The organism is Mannheimia haemolytica, from assembly GCF_004342115.1.
GTDB lineage: Bacteria > Pseudomonadota > Gammaproteobacteria > Enterobacterales > Pasteurellaceae > Mannheimia > Mannheimia haemolytica.
The window spans coordinates 1-16,284 of record NZ_SMAC01000018.1; the positions used below are offsets into that span (position 1 = coordinate 1).

Annotated in this window: 15 protein-coding genes; 6 read left to right on the plus strand and 9 right to left on the minus strand. The window is 40.6% G+C overall.

All coding sequences use genetic code 11. The annotated features are described in order from the left end of the window. Nucleotides 1-185: 185 nt before the first annotated feature. Together EDC41_RS07765 and EDC41_RS07770 are read right to left on the minus strand one after the other, a co-directional pair. Nucleotides 186-569, minus strand: a complete 384-nt coding sequence (locus EDC41_RS07765; RefSeq protein WP_006249297.1) for a hypothetical protein — start codon at nucleotides 567-569, stop codon at nucleotides 186-188. Between the two features lie 29 nt (nucleotides 570-598). Further along, a complete protein-coding gene (locus EDC41_RS07770) occupies nucleotides 599-1,168 on the minus strand; it encodes a TorD/DmsD family molecular chaperone (protein ID WP_006251100.1) in 570 nt (189 codons plus the stop codon). A 58-nt stretch (nucleotides 1,169-1,226) separates the two neighbouring features. Between EDC41_RS07770 and nfo the strand changes: the two genes are divergently transcribed. Together nfo and EDC41_RS07780 are read left to right on the plus strand one after the other, a co-directional pair. Then, nucleotides 1,227-2,072, plus strand: a complete 846-nt coding sequence (nfo, locus tag EDC41_RS07775) for a deoxyribonuclease IV (RefSeq protein WP_006249299.1) — start codon at nucleotides 1,227-1,229, stop codon at nucleotides 2,070-2,072. Nucleotides 2,073-2,199: 127 nt separating this feature from the next. Next, on the plus strand, nucleotides 2,200-2,772 hold the full coding sequence (locus tag EDC41_RS07780; protein WP_006251099.1) for an NlpC/P60 family protein: 573 nt from the start codon (nucleotides 2,200-2,202) through the stop codon (nucleotides 2,770-2,772). A 66-nt stretch (nucleotides 2,773-2,838) separates the two neighbouring features. On the opposite strand, the gene EDC41_RS07785 is transcribed toward EDC41_RS07780, so the two are convergent. Together EDC41_RS07785 and grcA are read right to left on the minus strand one after the other, a co-directional pair. Beyond that, a complete protein-coding gene (locus EDC41_RS07785; RefSeq protein ID WP_006251098.1) occupies nucleotides 2,839-3,297 on the minus strand; it encodes a LexA family protein in 459 nt (152 codons plus the stop codon). A gap of 173 nt (nucleotides 3,298-3,470) precedes the next feature. Beyond that, entirely contained in the window at nucleotides 3,471-3,854 is a 384-nt protein-coding gene (grcA, locus tag EDC41_RS07790) for an autonomous glycyl radical cofactor GrcA (protein WP_006251097.1), read from the minus strand. A gap of 158 nt (nucleotides 3,855-4,012) precedes the next feature. Between grcA and ung the strand changes: the two genes are divergently transcribed. The 3 genes from ung to EDC41_RS07805 are packed head-to-tail and all read left to right on the plus strand — an operon-like array spanning nucleotide 4,013 to nucleotide 6,111. Continuing rightward, on the plus strand, nucleotides 4,013-4,702 hold the full coding sequence (ung, locus tag EDC41_RS07795) for a uracil-DNA glycosylase (protein ID WP_006250132.1): 690 nt from the start codon (nucleotides 4,013-4,015) through the stop codon (nucleotides 4,700-4,702). A gap of 15 nt (nucleotides 4,703-4,717) precedes the next feature. Further along, nucleotides 4,718-5,638 carry an SPFH domain-containing protein gene (locus EDC41_RS07800; RefSeq protein ID WP_006250133.1) on the plus strand — a complete coding sequence of 307 codons (921 nt, stop codon included), beginning with the start codon at nucleotides 4,718-4,720 and terminating at the stop codon, nucleotides 5,636-5,638. Between the two features lie 35 nt (nucleotides 5,639-5,673). Then, the gene (locus tag EDC41_RS07805; RefSeq protein WP_006250134.1) at nucleotides 5,674-6,111 is read left to right on the plus strand and encodes an NfeD family protein; all 438 of its coding nucleotides are present in this window, start codon (nucleotides 5,674-5,676) and stop codon (nucleotides 6,109-6,111) included. A gap of 140 nt (nucleotides 6,112-6,251) precedes the next feature. Here EDC41_RS07805 and EDC41_RS07810 read toward each other — a convergent pair whose 3' ends face one another. The 5 genes from EDC41_RS07810 to grpE all read right to left on the minus strand — a co-directional run bounded on the left by EDC41_RS07810 (nucleotide 6,252) and on the right by grpE (nucleotide 14,872). Further along, the gene (locus tag EDC41_RS07810) at nucleotides 6,252-9,056 is read right to left on the minus strand and encodes a S8 family peptidase (protein WP_032848863.1); all 2,805 of its coding nucleotides are present in this window, start codon (nucleotides 9,054-9,056) and stop codon (nucleotides 6,252-6,254) included. Between the two features lie 247 nt (nucleotides 9,057-9,303). After that, complete coding sequence (gene hrpA / locus EDC41_RS07815; protein ID WP_115262443.1) at nucleotides 9,304-13,290, minus strand: ATP-dependent RNA helicase HrpA; 3,987 nt, start codon at nucleotides 13,288-13,290, stop codon at nucleotides 9,304-9,306. Nucleotides 13,291-13,393: 103 nt separating this feature from the next. Further along, the gene (locus EDC41_RS07820) at nucleotides 13,394-13,846 is read right to left on the minus strand and encodes a DUF441 domain-containing protein (RefSeq protein WP_006251093.1); all 453 of its coding nucleotides are present in this window, start codon (nucleotides 13,844-13,846) and stop codon (nucleotides 13,394-13,396) included. A gap of 62 nt (nucleotides 13,847-13,908) precedes the next feature. Then, a complete protein-coding gene (locus EDC41_RS07825; protein WP_006251092.1) occupies nucleotides 13,909-14,178 on the minus strand; it encodes a CCDC90 family protein in 270 nt (89 codons plus the stop codon). Nucleotides 14,179-14,275: 97 nt separating this feature from the next. Further along, a complete protein-coding gene (grpE, locus tag EDC41_RS07830) occupies nucleotides 14,276-14,872 on the minus strand; it encodes a nucleotide exchange factor GrpE (RefSeq protein WP_006251091.1) in 597 nt (198 codons plus the stop codon). 221 nt (nucleotides 14,873-15,093) lie between these two features. On the opposite strand from grpE, the gene EDC41_RS07835 reads away from it, so the two are divergent. Then, nucleotides 15,094-16,188 (plus strand): extracellular solute-binding protein, encoded by a 1,095-nt coding sequence (locus EDC41_RS07835; RefSeq protein WP_006251090.1) that lies wholly within the window; start codon nucleotides 15,094-15,096, stop codon nucleotides 16,186-16,188. Nucleotides 16,189-16,284 lie beyond the last annotated feature (96 nt).

Consider the following 16,284-nt stretch of genomic DNA (forward strand, 5'->3'; position numbering starts at 1 on the left):
ACGGATTTGGGTGGAAAAGAATTTAAGCTCAAATTAATCTGACAGACACGGTAATTTAAAACGGGGGACTGTCAGATTAGGTTTGATCTTCTACATATAAAATAAACCTATATCAATTAATAAGCGGTCATTTCTCGCCAATTTTTTGCAAGGTGTTAAAAAAATGACCGCTCATACAATGAGATTTACCAGCAATAATAGCAGTAACGCCAGCCTCTATACATATAGTCTCTATCGTAATTCCAACGAATTTCTTCAAGTTCTACTTGTGCCTTGTAATTTTGCCAAGCAAGCTTATAACAGGCTTGGAACATTGGGGCATTGACTTTTTCGGCATAGCGTTTCTTAAATGCTTTCTCTTCTTGTTCGGTTTGGCTAAGTGGCGGATTAAATTGTTGGTACATTAACTCCGCCGTTTCTACATCACATTGTTTGGCGAGCTGAACTTGCAAATCTTGTTCTGCCCGAATTTGCTTCGCTTTACGTTCAGCTTGTTGCTCTGGAGTTAAAGTACAGCTACTTAACATAAGTGCGAGTGAAAAAATGCAGCCTAATTTGAGTGTTTTCATTGCTGAATCCTCTAGTTGAAATTGGTGATTTATTCTACCACTTCTAACTCACTTTCTTCAAGTTCATCAGCCATAGCACTAAGGGCATCACGGCTAAGTTGTGCGAGGGCTTTATAAAAACCATTGTCGAAAGCTTCTATTTTTCCTAAGAATTTGCCTGCACAAGGTAGTAAAAATTGTTCGAATAATATTTTTTGAGCTAAGGCAGAATCGAGATTATCTTCGATCCAAGATGCCGTGAGAAATAGTAACCCAATGTGATCGGCATTTTCTAATTCAGGCATTGCCCGCTCTTGTCTAAAAGCTACAAAATTATTAACTGATAATCCATAGGCTGAAATTGTTGGAGAAATAGCCCCATTTTCAGCAAAAAGCGCTTGATAGCTTGCTGCTAATTGCGTAGGGTTAGCATTCTTTTGTAAGAGAGTCAGCGCATTTTCACTTTGGCTATCCGTATTTAATGCCCAGACTTGGCGTAATCCTCCTTGGGCAAGCCAGTTAAATGTGCCAGCTAAAATAGGGTCGGTAGGGTGACGATAAAATAAGTTGCCAAACAAACGGCAAAGCAGGGAAAAATCGTTAATGGTAGTTTCGTTCATAATTTGAAATAGATAGAAAAAAGAATTGTTAGTATAGCAGAACACAAGAGAGGACTGAATGAAATATATAGGCGCACACGTTAGTGCTTCAGGTGGGGTGGAAAATGCAGTTTTGCGTTCCGTAGAAATTGGTGCTAATGCATTTGCGTTATTTACTAAGAATCAACGTCAATGGCAGGCACCGGCATTAAAAGCCGAAACTATCGAAAAATTTAAGCGTTTTTGTAAAGTGCATCATTTTTCAGCAGAGCAAATCTTACCACACGATAGCTATTTGATTAATTTAGGAAATCCGGAAGCGGAGGCATTGGAGAAATCTCGTGTAGCATTTATTGATGAGATGTCTCGAGCAAATCAATTAGGTTTAAAATTGTTGAATTTTCACCCGGGGGCGCATTTAAAGCAAATTTCCGAGCAAGATTGTTTGGCTAGAATTGCAGAATCGATCAATATTGCAGTTGAAAAAGTACCGAATGTTATTGCCGTGATTGAAAATACGGCAGGACAGGGTTCTAATTTAGGTTGGCATTTCGATCATTTGGCAACTATTATTGAGCAAGTTGAGGATAAAAGCCGAGTGGGGGTGTGTTTAGATACTTGTCACTTATTTTCTGCCGGCTATGATATTAGTTCTTATGAAAAGAGCGAGGCAGTATTTAATGATTTTAACCAAACGGTTGGTTTTCATTATTTAAGGGGAATGCACTTAAATGGTTCAAAAACACCATTAGGCAGCAGAGTGGATCGTCATCATACCTTAAGAGAAGGCACAATAGGAACCGAAGTGTTTGCATTTATTATGCAAAATATGCATTTTAACCATATTCCTATGATTTTAGAGACAATTTCGCCTGAAATTTGGGCAGATGAAATAAAATTTCTACGCACATTGGAACTAAAATAGGTTATACTGGTCTGAGTAGTGGGTCTAGCAGAGTCTAGACCTTATTTTGTTATCTTTTTTAATCTTTTAGAAGATTTAGTTAAGGAATTTACCGCTGTAATTGTTCTGGCGAGACGAGACATAAATTATGAAAAAAAATCTTTTTGCAACAACCTTCAAGCCCGTATTTATTGCTTCTATTTTGTCTGTTTTTGGAGGGTATTCTTCCATTGCTGTAGCAAGTTTAAGTTCTAAACCGGCCACACCAAATCAAATCATTGCAAGTAAAGCAGAAAGATTAGCTAAGTCTTCTTCAGTATTTACCAATCGAGCAAATCTTCCAACTTCTTCCGCTCATACAGCGAATTATAGTGGTCGTATTAATAGTGTTTATCATAATTGGGTAGGGACACGCTATCGTTTAGGCGGCATAACAAAAGCAGGAATTGATTGTTCCGCCTTTGTGCGTGAAGTAATGGGCAAAGCATTTAGTAAAGATATGCCTCGTTCAACTGCAGAACAACGCCATGTCGGGCATTCCATTTCAAAATCTGATTTACGCCCAGGTGATTTAGTCTTTTTCCGTAAGAATAACCATGTAGGGGTTTATATTGGTAATGGTAAATTTGTACACGCTAGTTCAAGTAGAGGGGTAACCACCAGCTCATTGTCAGAAAGCTACTGGTCAAGAAACTACACACAATCTCGCCGTGTAATTTAATAAATTACAATTCCAAGATGAAAAGAACACTCACTTTTGCGAGTGTTCTTTTTTAATTAAAAAAGTTTATGCTACGCGTTGCTTAGCTTGTGTAAATGCTCCACGAGTACGCATTTGATGAACCACATTAGTAATTACACCTGCTATTTTTACTTCAGCCCAATCAGTAATTCTAAGATTTGATTCGCTCACATCTAATGAAAATAAAATTTTTTCAGCAATACCTTCCCCATTCTGAATTTCATTAAAGAATTGATAGAATTTATATTCCCCATCTTTTTCAAGCACCAATAGATCATTAACTAAATATTGGTTGGTCTGTTCTACAATCAATAAATCGTCTAGTTCAATTCCCCACGCGATTAAATTTGGGTTTTTCACGTGGATAAAAAAAGTGTCTCTTGGGCGTTTGATACAAAGTGAGTTAAGATCGAGCTTTACAGAGCGGCTGCTATTGAAATCCCGATAAAGCGGAATCGGCTGATAAGCTGCCGTTTGATCTGAAATTTGTCTAATTGAAGCCATAGTAAAATCCTCTATCTGTTTTTTTATACAGGGTATTTTACTGGCTAAAATACCAGTGTCAACCATTATTTTGGAATTTTTTGTAAATTTAACCAGTGTTTTGACCGCTTGTTATCCTTTAAAAAGCAATAAAAAAGCACCCATAGGGTGCTTCTTATGCTTAAAAGCTGTTATTATAGGCTTTCAGTGAATGTACGAGTAATAACATCGCGTTGTTGCTCAGGGGTTAATGAGTTGAAACGAACTGCATAACCTGAAACACGGATCGTTAATTGAGGATATTTCTCAGGGTTTTGAATCGCATCTTCTAATGTTTCACGGCGTAAAACGTTTACGTTTAAGTGCTGACCACCTTCAACTTTAATCGTTGGTGCAACATTAACGGGTACTTCACGGTATGCGATATCACCTAATTCGCTGATAGCAACAACTTGATCTTCTTCAAATCCTGCTTTTGCAGCTAAACAACGAGCTTCATTTTTAGCTTCGTCTAATAACCAGAAAGAGTTTAATAAGTTGCTGTTTGATGATTCTGTGATTTGTACACCTTTAATCATTTTGATATCTCCTCTAAGATTGAAATTATAAAAAAATTTTAAAAATTCAAATTTATTTGAAGTTATTGTACCCCTTTTTAGATAAAAAGCGATAAAAATTTAACCATTTTTAGACATGATTGAGTTGGTTGGGTAAAAAATATACACTTGGTGGTTTTATGAAAACTTGGACAGAAGCTTTAGGCGAAGAAAAACAAAAAGCGTATTTTCAACAAATTTTACAATATGTACATAACGAACGATTAGCCGGCAAAGTCATCTATCCTCCGCAAAACGAGGTGTTTAGTGCTTTTGCCTTAACCGAATTTAGTGACGTGAAAGTAGTAATTTTAGGGCAAGATCCTTATCACGGCCCAAATCAAGCCCACGGATTAGCCTTTTCAGTTAAACCGCCGGTTGCCCCGCCACCTTCTCTGGTCAATATGTATAAAGAATTATCTGAAGATATTGAAGGATTTCAAATTCCACCGCATGGCTATTTAATTGACTGGGCAAAACAAGGGGTATTTATGTTAAACACTAGCTTAACGGTTGAGCAAGGTAGAGCCGGTTCGCATTCACAAATTGGTTGGGAAATTTTTACCGATAAAGTGATCGCACAATTAAATCAACACCGTGATAATTTAGTCTTTCTACTTTGGGGAAGCCACGCTCAGAGAAAGGGGCAATTTATCGATCGTAATCGCCATTGTGTGTTAGCTTCTCCGCACCCATCACCACTTTCCGCATATCGTGGATTTTTTGGTTGTAAACATTTTTCTAAAGCCAATAACTACTTGATTTCTCAAGGAATATCCCCAATTAATTGGCAATTATCAGTAGACGTTAGTTATTCTTCAACACATTAGTTTAAGGAGCAAACGATGAATTTTGATTTACCGATTGTTAGTATTGCATTTGTTGTGCTTGTTTTAGTTGCATTAAGTTCGACTATTAAAATTGTGCCACAGGGCTATCATTGGACAGTAGAACGTTTTGGTCGTTATACTAAAACGCTAAGCCCGGGGTTGAACATTGTCGTACCTTTTATTGATCGTATTGGGCGAAAAATGAATATGATGGAGCAAGTTTTAGATATTCCATCGCAAGAGGTTATTTCACGTGATAATGCAAGTGTTGCGATTGATGCTGTATGTTTTGTTCAAACAGTTGATGCTCGCCGAGCTGCCTATGAAGTGAATCATTTAGAGCAAGCAATTGTTAATTTAACCATGACAAATATGCGTACCGTGCTCGGCTCTATGGATCTAGATGATATGCTCTCTCAGCGTGATTTAATTAACGGTAGATTACTTTCCATTGTCGATGAGGCGACTAATATTTGGGGAGTAAAAGTCACCCGTATTGAGATTAGGGATGTTCGTCCACCGAAAGAGCTGGTTGCGGCAATGAACGCTCAAATGAAAGCTGAGCGTAATAAACGTGCTGATATTCTTGAAGCAGAAGGGATTCGACAAGCTGAAATTCTGCGGGCTGAAGGGGAAAAACAATCTCGTATTTTAAAAGCAGAAGGTGAAAGACAAGAAGCATTCTTACAGGCAGAAGCTCGTGAACGAGCCGCAGAAGCGGAAGCTAAAGCCACTCAAATGGTTTCTGAAGCAATTGCTAAAGGCGATACTACAGCGATTAACTATTTTATTGCACAAAAATACACCGAAGCTTTGAAAGAAATAGGTTCTTCAGATAACAGTAAAGTTGTACTTATGCCGTTAGAAGCTGGAAATTTGATTGGTTCTGTTGCTGGTATTGCTGAAATTTTAAAAAGCAATAAAACAAGCTCATAGCCTAAAACCGGATTAATTGAGTATATGGAGGGAGTATGGACTGGTTTTTTAATTGGATTGGCTGGAGCATATTAGGCTTTGTACTACTTGCATTAGAATTAGTATTACCGGGTGTCTTTATTATGTGGTGGGGATTTGCCTCGCTTATTCTTGCTTTCATCGTTGCACTTTTTACATTAGGGCAAGCGTTACAAATTGCGTTATTTGCGATAATTGCGACTATTTTTAGTCTTATTTGGTGGAAATATCAGCATGGAAAAGACAAGAAAGAGGATCAGAGCAGTTCCCTTAACTCTCGAGAGCATGCTATGCTAGGAGCTCAAGGCTTTGTGGTTGAAATCTTACCTAATGGCATCGCTCGAGGAAAATTTGGTGATACGACTTGGCGTGTTATAGGTAATAATTTACAAGTAGCAGATAAGATTGAAGTCCAGAAAGTGGAGGGAATTACCTTATTTGTCCGTAAGCAATAAGTTTTTTCTTATTTAGTCATAGAACACTAAACAAAAACCTTGAACAGTTGTTCAAGGTTTTTTCTCTCAAGCGGTTGAAAATAGAGTGAAATTTGCAAATTTTCACCCTAAATTAACCGCTTGTGTCCCACCATAATAAGTTAGAAACTAAAGCCAACATTTACTTTCCAACCAAATAGGTTTGCAGATTTCACTCGACTGTAATCTAAATTCATCGCAGTAAACCAATTTTTATAATGCAGTTTCACCCCGACTTCGCCGTTTAATTGGCGATTACGTTTCGTCGTTGCTTCACTATGCAGTGTTTTTCCTGCAATGTTACTGGTAATTTTGGTTATTTTTACATTTAATCTATGCAAGTAATTTAGCCCGATATAAGGGGAAATAGAGCCTTGCTCAAGTTGGAAAGTTCGCTGTAATTTCACGCTTGGAACAATATTCACATCACGATAACGCATTGCAGCCGTTTGAGTCGCAAGTTCGCCACTTTCATTTAAACCATTCATTTTGGTTTGAATCCATTGTACGCCAAGGCTTGGTTCAATTATCCATTGGTTTGGCATAAATTGATAACCGATCCGCATTTCACCACCGAGCGTTGAACCTCTGGTTTCTGCAGTACCTAGTTGATGGCTAGCAAATCGACGGCTTTGTTGATATTTCTGGCGAGCAAATTGCAATGTAGCTTCACTAAACCAAGCGTTATCTAAATGATAACGTAAGCCAATATTTAATGCTGTTTGTTTTAAGGTAGCTTGTGCAAATGGTTTTTCTAAGCGGTTTTTTTGCTGTGAAAGTGTTGCACTAAGTACCGTTTTATCTGCCAGTTTGTGGTTTACTCCCAATTGTGATTGGTGGTGTTTAACATCGGTATGCTTCGATGAGGCTGATTGTTTTTGATTCAAATGTTCAGCCCAAACAGTCGTTTGCAGTGGTGTATGGTATGCCGTAAACAAATGTTGCTGTGCTTGGGTTAAGCCTTTGGCATTTTGGCTACGTAGCAATTCAAGGCTATCTGCATAAATATTGTTAGATACAGCATAGTGCAGATTATCTAATTTACGTTGTTCGAGTGCAGATTGCAGCCAACCGTTATACCAACTACGGCGATAGGCAATAGGTGTAGTTCTTAACGCATTTAATAATGCTAAACCGGCTTGCCCGTTTGTATCGGCTTTCTCATCAGTTAGTGGCTTATTCACTTTTGCGATAATTTCGCTCTCTTTGAAATAGAGATCTTGGATTAACCCTCGTTTGGCTAAATTCTCGTTTTCGACTAATTGTGTAAATCCGCCTTGATAAGTTGCTTTATCTTTCAACTGTACTATGGTCGCTGAAACATCACCTGCTTCGGTTTTTTCTGTTAATTTATCATCAATTTTTAACGAGCCGGCTAAATGTATATTGGCTTGAGCATTGGCAATTAGCCCAGATTTGCCCAACACTTCTAATTGGCTTTGTCCAGACGAAGAATAATTTTGCTCAACTTCGGTTCCATTGACAGCTAAATTTGCATGGTTACTGATTGTTTTCACCTTAGTTTTACCGTTTAAGGCCAATCTACCTTCTTCAACTGCTACCGTATCTAAATGATTTTCGCCGTCTAAATGCAGTGATTTGTCCCCTTTTTTTGTAATTTTAAATTGGCTGGCGAGTGGATTCGACCAATGGTCATCACGAGTTACGGTAATCGTTTCATCATTTAAGAATTGAGTTGGGCCATTAACAGCTTTTTTCAGGTTAATGAGACCCCAGCCATAAACATTATCGACCCCTTTTTCACCTAAATCAGTGGCGGTAGTCAATAAAGTATCGCGAATTTGAGTCGCAGTCAGATAATCAAAGCGTTCTTTTAATACTGCTAATGAAGCAGTTATAGCAGGTGCTGAAAATGACGTACCTTGCTCTTTTGTTAAGCCATATTGTGGTTTTTTATGTTCATCAGCAACGCCAATTAAAACATGTAAATCGCCCGGTGCTGCTACACACCAGTTTTTACTTGCTCCGCAGTGGTTAGAGTATGGAGCAATTTTTTGTTCTTTATCTACCGCAACGGCAGAAATTAAATTTTTCTCAAGCTCGGGAAAGTAACGTGGTAGAAGAGCCATTACGCCTGGCTGTTTCTTGCTCTCATTACCAGCAGCAAAGACTAATAAGGTGTTGCTATTTTTGGCTCTCATAATAGCTTGAAGTAGCGGATTGTGCTTATTTTGCTTGATAGATTGATAAAATTTATCTACAACATTGATGTCATCGCTAATAGAAAAAGGATTCCAACTATTATTGATTGCAAAAACATTATTATCTAGTAATTTATTCAGCCCGGATGCCCATTCAGCACGTTCAATTGCCATTTCTTTTTCTTTGCTTGCTAATAAGTCATTCTTTGCCATTTGATCCAGACTTGGCGTTTTTTCATCCTCTTCGTCTTTTGCATTTTCTAATTCTTTCTTAGCATCTTGAATAACTTTTTCTAAAGTTCGTTTATATGACTTCGTTGCAACATAAAGCTCAGCTCCCTTTGCAATACCACCACTATAGCCATCACCAAGAGTTTTATCTGCTTGAGCGGCAATAATACCAGCTACACCTGCACCGTGTGTTTCAAGAGAAGGAATAAGATCAATTCCATCTTCTTTTTCTACGGGTTTTACCTCGAATTGAGGATAACTTGCATCGTAGATTCTTACTTCGCCTTCGGGTGTTGTTAATTGATGAATAAGAGGATGAAGATGTGAACTATGGCGAGGGTGTTTAACCATGAAGCCCTCATCCATTACGCCTAGTTTAACACCCTTGCCACTATATTTTGAGCTGAGGCTCTCAGATAATTGAATGATAGGTTGTGGATTCTTTATTGATTCTGTAGCGTATGCAATAGATAAAAAACTAGAAATGCTAATTGCAATAAGTGTTTTGTTAAATGAATGCTTTATTTTATACATAATTTTACCTCCAAAAATAAGCTTATTTTACGTAGTTAATTTTTTATTACAAATAATTATCATCTAGTTAATGATAAAGATCAAACTTTCTGATATATTTAGTTTTCTAATTTTTATCTTGAGATTTTTTTAATCAAAAAAATGTAGCAGGTTTGCTTCTGAAGCGAGAGGAATAGGTATTCGAGAAAACAAGCGGTCAGAGTTGCAAAATTTTTTACTTATCTGACCGCTTGTTGTATAGGGAATATTACTTTATTTCATTGATCACATTCAAAATCCGCTTATCCGAAATCGGGTATTTTGTGCCGAGCTGTTGAGCGAACAGACTGACCCGCAGTTCTTCGATCATATATCGAATTTCCAGTACCTCGTCCGGCACCGCTTTGGATTTTGGCAGTTTGGCAAGGAGCTGTTTATATGCCTCTTGCACTGCTTCCACCCGTAGCATTTTGGCTCGGTCGGTGTTGCTGTCCACTAACAGTTTATCCAAACGGCGTTCGATAGCGGTCAAATAACGGTATAAATCTGCAAGGCGGGCGTAGCCGGTTTTGGTGACAAAGTCGGGGTAAATCAGCCCTTCGATTTGGGTTTTGATGTCGCTTAACGCAAACGCCATCGTAAAATCGAGCTTGCCTTTTAACCGCTTGTTTAGCTCGTAGGCCAGTGTGAGGCACTTTTCAACCTGTTTGGCAATTTCTACGGTTTTATCGTTTAAATTTGCCCGCACAAATTCGTGCAGTTGGGTGAATTTTTCCTCCGTCCAGACAAACCCGCCGAACTCTTCTACCAGCTGATCTACCGCACAGGCAATGCAGTCGTCAATCAGCTCCAATACTTTGCCGAACGGGGCAAAATATAAGCCCAGCTTGGCTTTGTTCGGCAGTTTTTCGTGTAGATATTTAATCGGCGATGGCACATTTAGCAACAGCAGACGGCGAAGTCCTGCCTGCATTGCACGAGCCTGCTCAAATTCCGTTTCAAACAGTTTCACCCCCACAGCCGTTTGTTCATCGACAATCGCAGGGTAGGCTTTCACGCTGAAATGAGCTTTTTTCTGCTCATAGAACTGTGGCAATTCGGCAAAATTCCAAATATGCACACCACTTTGCTCAATGCCGTCATCGGCAATGTTGGAAAGGGTGTTCTGCACCTCATCTTTCAAGGCAAATTTCAGCTCATCAAGGTTTTCGCTCTCTTGCAGTTTCTTGCCTTTATCATCAATCACACGGAAAGTCATCCGCAAATGTGGCGGCAGTTGGCTTAAATCCCACTGTTCAGGCTCGACCAATACACCCGTCATTCGGCGTAGTTCGTGGCTTAGACTGTCCAGCAACGGTTTTTTAAACGGCTCGGCTCGCCCTAAAAAGGCATCCGCATAATTCGGCGCCGGCACAAAATTTCGCCGTAGCGATTTCGGTAAAGATTTAATCAGCGAGACGATCAGCTCGTGGCGTAGCCCCGGAATTTGCCAATCGAAACCTTCGGGTTCCACTTGGTTAAGCAGCGGTAGCGGAATATGCACCGTCACGCCATCGTGATCTTTTCCGACCTCAAACTGATAGCTCAGTTTGAGTTTTAAATCGCCTTGATGCCAGAAATTCGGGAAATCCAGCTCGCTGGCAAGGTTGGCGTTGTCGTTGATCAGGAACGATTTTTCAAAGTTCAGCAGTTCAGGATCTTTTTTGCTTGCCTGTTTCCACCAAGTATCAAAATGCTTGCTCGACACAACTTCGGTGCCAATCCGCTGATCGTAAAACTCAAACAGCACCTGCTCGTCCACCAAAATATCACGGCGACGGGATTTGTGTTCCAATGCCTCAACTTCACGGATCAAGCGGTGATTTTCTTTGAAAAATTTGTAATTGTTGTGACATTCGCCTTCCACCAACGCCGAGCGGATAAAAATCTCACGGCTGACGGTTGGGTCTATCGAGCCATAATTCACCGAGCGTTGTGCCACAATCGGAATGCCGTAGAGCGACACTTTTTCCGATGCCATTACCGCCCCTTTTGACTTCGCCCAGTGCGGTTCGCTGTAACTGGATTTAGTGAGGTGTACTGCCAACGGCTCCACCCATTCCGGCTCAATACTAGCAACCATTCGACCCCAAAGTTTAGTGGTTTCCACCAGCTCTGCCGCCATTACCCATTTCGGCTGTTTTTTGAAAAGTGCCGAGTTCGGGAAAATGAAAAAGTGGGCATTTCTTGCCCCTAAATAGTGCATTTTTTCATTATCCTTCAAGCCGATATGCGACAACAAGCCAGTGAGCAAGGCGGTGTGAATCGGCTGATAACTTGCCGGCTCACTGTTAATTTTTAAGCCCATTTCTCTAACTGCAAGGCGGAGTTGGTGGTAGATATCCTGCCACTCCCGCACACGGTTGTAGTTCAAATAATCCTTACGGCAGAGATTACGGAACTGGTTTTTCGACAGTTCTTTTTGTTGGGCTTGGATAAAGTGCCACAAATTCACAAAGGCTAAGAAATCGCTCTCTTTATCGGCAAAACGGCGGTGTTTATCGTCTGCCGACTGCTGTTTTTCCTGCGGACGCTCACGAGGGTCTTGGATTGAGAGAGCTGACACAATCATCATCACTTCGTGCAACGAACCGTTTTTCGCCGCCTCGATCACCATTCTGCCTAAGCGAGGATCGACTGGCAGTTGGGCGAGTTGGCGACCGATTGGGGTTAATCTAAACCCATCCCCCCGTTTACGGGGGGAGGTTGGGAGGGGGGGAGTGCCATCATTAGAACGGATTTCCCCCCTCCCTAGCCCTCCCCCGCAAGCGGTGGAGGGGATTTTTTCATTTGGAATAATCGCCTGTAATTCTTCCAACAACCGAATCCCGTCCTGAATTTGTCGGCTGTCAGGGGCATCAACAAACGGGAAATTGGCAATATCACTCAATCCAAGCGAAGTCATTTGTAAAATAACCGCTGCAAGGTTAGTTCGTAGAATTTCAGGATCGGTAAATTGTGGACGGCTGTTGAAATCCTCTTCTGAATAGAGGCGGATACAGATCCCTTCCGAGGTTCGCCCACAACGCCCTTTCCGCTGGTTGGCGGAGGCTTGCGAAATCGGCTCAATCGGCAAGCGTTGCACTTTGGTGCGGTAGCTATAACGAGAAATACGAGCCGTGCCGGTGTCGATCACATATTTAATATTCGGAATAGTGAGGGAGGTTTCTGCCACGTTGGTCGCCAGAATAATTCGGTTTAGCCCACCGCTTGGCTGGAAAATCCGTTGTTGTTCGGCAGCCGATAAGCGGGCGTAAAGGGGTAAAATTTCGCTATGTCGCAGTTCCTGCTTTTGCAAGGCTTCGGCAGTGTCACGAATTTCCCGTTCACCGTTCATAAAAATCAGAATATCGCCACGCCCTTCGGCTTGCAGTTCGTCCACCGCATTTAGAATACCTTGCAGTTGATCTTGATCTTCCACTATCGGGCGATAACGCACTTCCACCGGGAATGTCCGACCAGAGACTTCAATAATCGGGGCGTTGTTGAAATGTTTGGAAAAACGTTCTACATCAATAGTTGCCGAGGTGATGATCACTTTCAGATCGGGGCGTTTGTGCAGAATTTGTTTCAGATAACCCAAAATAAAATCGTTGTTCAGCGAACGCTCGTGAGCTTCGTCAATAATCAGCGTATCGTACTGATTTAAATAGCTGTCGAGCTGGATTTCCGCCAGCAGAATACCGTCCGTCATTAGCTTGATTAAGCTGTTTTCACTGACTTGATCGTTAAAGCGGACTTTGTAACCGACCGTCTCGCCCAGTTCCGATTTCAGCTCTTCGGCAATGCGAGTCGCCACCGAACGTGCGGCAATTCGGCGGGGCTGGGTATGCCCAATCAAGCCCTTCACCCCACGCCCGAGTTCTAAGCACATTTTCGGTAACTGGGTGGTTTTGCCCGAACCGGTTTCCCCTGCGATCACCACCACCTGATTTTCGCTAATCAGTTTTAAAATTTCCTCACGGCGAGCGGAAACAGGCAGATCAGGGTAGTCAATTTTCAGGTTTTGGGCGTGCTGAGTTCGTGCGAAAAAACGTGCCTGACAAGCGGTGAGATCTTGCGAAATTTCTGCCAAAACTGACCGCTTGTGATCGATGTTTTTAATATTTTCCGCCCCTTTTAAGCGACCGAGCAGGCGGCGGAAATCGGCGGTGGTGATATTTTCCAGCTTCACAAGCGGTGGTTTCTTATGATTTTTTTGCAAAGGTGTTTCCATTTAATTTCTCTTTTGCATTAAGACCTTGTGATTTATTGTAGGGTGGGCGTAAGCCCACGTAACAGAATAGGGATTTTATGCGTGGACTTACGTCCACCCTACATTAGGTTTTACCAACAATCAGTGACAAAATCCCTGCCGCAATCAACGGCCCGACCGGTACGCCTTTTAAGAACGCCACGCCGATCACCGTGCCGATTAAAAGTCCAGTTACCAACACCGGCTGGCTGCCCATTAAATTCACGCCCCTGCCACCTAGCCACGCTACCAGCACGCCAGCAATTATTGAGAGTGCCATTTTCCAGTTCAATAGTTGGGCAAGTTCGGGAAGCGTAATTCGCCCTGAAACCAAGGGGCTAAGTACGCCGATGGTTAAAATGATAATCCCGATTTTTAAGCCGTATTGATCGACAAAGGGGACAAATTTAGAAAGTAAGGTTTGTTGCATAATCAGCAATACGGCGGCTGAAATAGTAACCGCACTGTTTTGGCTGATCAGCCCTAAAATAATCAGCACCACAAGTAGAAGTGCCACTGCGTTAAATTGTAAAGTCATAGGATTAAAACGTAAAAACCCTTACTTCATAGAAGTAAGGGAGTGGTTAATTAAACGTTGAGCTAGTTAATAAATTTCATTATTGCCATTAAAAAGCCAAGAATTGTGATATTTAAGGTAATTGCTTTAAATATCGTGGTATTGATTTCATTTTTTAGCTTTTCAAGTTCAAGTTGCAAATCAGCTTTTGTTGCTAGTGGGCTTTGACTTTGCTCTAAGGCTTCATCGAGAGCATTAGCAAATGCCTCAGCCATTTCAGGTGTTTGATTGGCTTCTTGCAAGCGTTTTACAAAACGTAATTTGTCAAATCGTAGGCTCATAGCTGCATCCATTTCAATTATCCTCTTGTGGTTAAGTTATAAACTAATTTAGCATAATCACAAGCAGGAATTTTAGGAGATTTTGTGATCTTCGTCGAAAATCGACAATTTAGTTTGCCACCATCACCATTGCCGGGCGAATCACTCGTCCGTGAAGCGTGTAGCCTTTTTGTAGCACTGTGCTGACATGGTTGGCTTCAATTCCTTCGGCAGGTTGCATTGAAATAGCTTCGTGCAATTCAGGGTTAAATGCCTCGCCTACTTCGCCAATTGCCACCACACCAAATTTAGCCAGTGTATTGATGAATTCTTTATGAGTCATTTCAACGCCGTCAACTAACGCTTGAGTGGTTTCATCGGTCACGGCTTTATCAAGGGCATCTAATCCACGTTCAAGGTTATCAACCACTGTTAACAATTCTTTGGAGAATTTTTCTAAAGCGAATTTGTGAGCTTTTTCAACATCTTGCTCTGCACGGCGGCGGATATTTTGAATTTCTGCTTGAGCCCTAAGCTGAATATCTTGCTCACGTTTGTCGGCTTCTGCAATATAGGCTTCTAACTCGGCAATTCGAGCTTGAGCGAGAGCTAACGGTTCTTCTTGAGGTGTATTTTGTTCTTCCGCTTGAGTTTCTTCAGTTACAACTTCAGGTTGAATTTCTTCTTGTTTTACTTCTTCTTGTAAGTGTTCATTTTGAGTGGTCATTTTTTATCCTTTAAAAGACTAATCTGGAAATGTAAATCTTCCTTAATATAGCGATAAATTAAGGGATTTCAAGCATATCTCTTTCTTTTTGCGAAAATAATTCACTTTTTAATCAGAAAAGGCTTGCAAAATACGGGGGGGGGCTTAAAATGCCCTAGTCTTTTCCGCCCTTAGGCAAGGCTATATTTTTTAATCACTTTTCTTTAACGGAGAAAACTTAAATGAAAAAATTAGCGGGTTTATTTGCAGCAGGTTTAGCAACAGTTGCATTAACAGCGTGTAATGAAGAAAAAGCGGCAGAGCCAAAAGCAACTGCGGCTGAAGCAAAACCTCAAGCAACAAATCAAACAGTTCACCTTTATACTTGGACTGAATATGTGCCTGAAGGTTTGTTAGATGAATTTACGAAAGAAACCGGCATTAAAGTTGAAGTTTCAAGTCTTGAATCTAACGAAACAATGTACGCTAAATTAAAATTACAAGGCAAAGATGGCGGTTATGATGTAATTGCTCCATCAAACTACTTTGTATCTAAAATGGCGAAAGAAGGAATGTTAGCGGAATTAGATCACGCACAACTTCCGGTTATTAAAGAATTAAACCAAGATTGGTTAAATAAACCTTACGATCAAGGAAACAAATATTCATTACCTCAATTATTAGGTGCGCCGGGTATTGCATTTAATACGGCAGATTACAAAGGTGAAACATTCACTTCTTGGGGTGATTTGTGGAAACCTGAATTTGCAGGTAAAGTACAATTATTAGATGATGCTCGTGAAGTATTCAACATTGCGTTATTAAAATTAGGTAAAAACCCAAATACAACTAATCCGGATGAAATCAAAGAAGCCTTTGAAGAGTTGAAAAAATTACGTCCAAATGTGCTTTCATTTACCTCTGATAACCCGGCAAACTCATTTATTGCTGGTGAGGTTTCTGTAGGTCAGTTATGGAACGGTTCTGTACGTATTGCGAAGAAAGAAAACGCACCGGTTGATATGGTATTCCCGAAAGAAGGTCCTGTGCTTTGGGTCGATACTTTAGCCATTCCGGCAAATGCGAAAAACAAAGAAAATGCACATAAATTAATCAACTACTTATTAAGTGCAAAAATAGCTGAAAAATTAACGTTAGCGATTGGTTACCCAACTTCAAACGTAGAAGCATTAAAAGTATTACCGAAAGAAATTACTGAAGATATAGCAATTTACCCATCTGCAGAGGTTTTACAAAAATCTCAATGGCAAGATGATGTTGGTGATGCAATTGAGCTTTACGAAAAATACTACCAAGAGTTAAAAGCAGCAAAATAATAGCTGATTAATTCTGAAGCCTCTAGGGAGCAATCTTTAGAGGCTTTCTCTTTTGAGTTGCAAAAAATTTGGCAAAAACGACCGCTTTCTAAGGTA

Bases quoted from the DNA above. Each gene is read 5' to 3' on its own strand.
- hrpA (WP_115262443.1), bottom strand. From the start codon at position 13,290: ATGGAAACACCTTTGCAAAAAAATCATAAGAAACCACCGCTTGTGAAG.
- grpE (WP_006251091.1), bottom strand. From the start codon at position 14,872: ATGACCACTCAAAATGAACACTTACAAGAAGAAGTAAAACAAGAAGAA.
- grcA (WP_006251097.1), bottom strand. From the start codon at position 3,854: ATGATTAAAGGTGTACAAATCACAGAATCATCAAACAGCAACTTATTA.
- EDC41_RS07825 (WP_006251092.1), bottom strand. From the start codon at position 14,178: ATGGATGCAGCTATGAGCCTACGATTTGACAAATTACGTTTTGTAAAA.
- EDC41_RS07820 (WP_006251093.1), bottom strand. From the start codon at position 13,846: ATGACTTTACAATTTAACGCAGTGGCACTTCTACTTGTGGTGCTGATT.
- EDC41_RS07780 (WP_006251099.1), top strand. From the start codon at position 2,200: ATGAAAAAAAATCTTTTTGCAACAACCTTCAAGCCCGTATTTATTGCT.
- EDC41_RS07800 (WP_006250133.1), top strand. From the start codon at position 4,718: ATGAATTTTGATTTACCGATTGTTAGTATTGCATTTGTTGTGCTTGTT.
- EDC41_RS07810 (WP_032848863.1), bottom strand. From the start codon at position 9,056: ATGTATAAAATAAAGCATTCATTTAACAAAACACTTATTGCAATTAGC.
- EDC41_RS07805 (WP_006250134.1), top strand. From the start codon at position 5,674: ATGGACTGGTTTTTTAATTGGATTGGCTGGAGCATATTAGGCTTTGTA.
- nfo (WP_006249299.1), top strand. From the start codon at position 1,227: ATGAAATATATAGGCGCACACGTTAGTGCTTCAGGTGGGGTGGAAAAT.
- EDC41_RS07835 (WP_006251090.1), top strand. From the start codon at position 15,094: ATGAAAAAATTAGCGGGTTTATTTGCAGCAGGTTTAGCAACAGTTGCA.
- EDC41_RS07770 (WP_006251100.1), bottom strand. From the start codon at position 1,168: ATGAACGAAACTACCATTAACGATTTTTCCCTGCTTTGCCGTTTGTTT.
- ung (WP_006250132.1), top strand. From the start codon at position 4,013: ATGAAAACTTGGACAGAAGCTTTAGGCGAAGAAAAACAAAAAGCGTAT.
- EDC41_RS07765 (WP_006249297.1), bottom strand. From the start codon at position 569: ATGAAAACACTCAAATTAGGCTGCATTTTTTCACTCGCACTTATGTTA.
- EDC41_RS07785 (WP_006251098.1), bottom strand. From the start codon at position 3,297: ATGGCTTCAATTAGACAAATTTCAGATCAAACGGCAGCTTATCAGCCG.